This is a genomic window from Oleiphilus sp. HI0061 (assembly GCF_001635675.1).
Genome location: NZ_LWFE01000084.1, coordinates 1 through 715, shown reverse-complemented (window position 1 = coordinate 715; position 715 = coordinate 1). Strand labels below are relative to the sequence as shown.

Genomic DNA, 715 nt, shown 5'->3' with positions numbered 1-715 from the left:
GCGGCCATATTCTGAGCCTCTCACCACCCGTTAACCTCGACCCAAAATGGTTCCAGCATTATGGTCCTTATACCGTCACCAAGTATGGCATGTCGATGTTGACTATTGGGATGGCAGCCGAATACAAGCGCTACGGAATTGCAGTGAACTCCCTATGGCCACAAACATTAATCTCTACAGCTGCCATCGAATTTGAAGGTGGCGGAAAGTCGGCTCTTGAAAAAGGTCGTAAGCCCGCCATTATGGCCGATGCTGCCTACGAAATACTCACCACCCAAGATTGTGAGCTCAGTGGTGAAGTAATCATTGATGAAGACATCCTTCGCAAGAGAGGCGTGGATGATTTCGATCACTATCGCTACTCAGATGATCCAGATAAAAAACTGATGAACGATCTATTTGTCGATTAAATAAACAGAGAAACGATGAAAGGACTTGAGGAAGATCAATAAGTTGAGCTTCCTTTCATTTTTATCGATCTAGGGCGTCGCAAATCACAGTGGGAAAGTGGTAACATACATTGTAAGCATTTTCCAACGAGTTCTCTTCAGGCCTTTCATGAATACAATGAAAACCGAAAAAAGCCATGTTTTCAATGATAAGCGAGGCCAGGATCGTAGGCAGGATACTGCTCAAGCTCGAAAATATAAAAATAACCGCCGTAAAGCTGATCGCCGTAATATGGAGTTTAGTGAGCTGCCATGGTGGCTACAAC

1 pseudogene is annotated in these 715 nt (G+C 44.5%); it reads left to right on the top strand.

Features of this window, described 5'->3' with window-relative positions:
* A pseudogene (locus A3735_RS30020) lies at positions 1–410 on the top strand (short chain dehydrogenase); the annotation flags it as partial.
* Positions 411–715 lie beyond the last annotated feature (305 nt).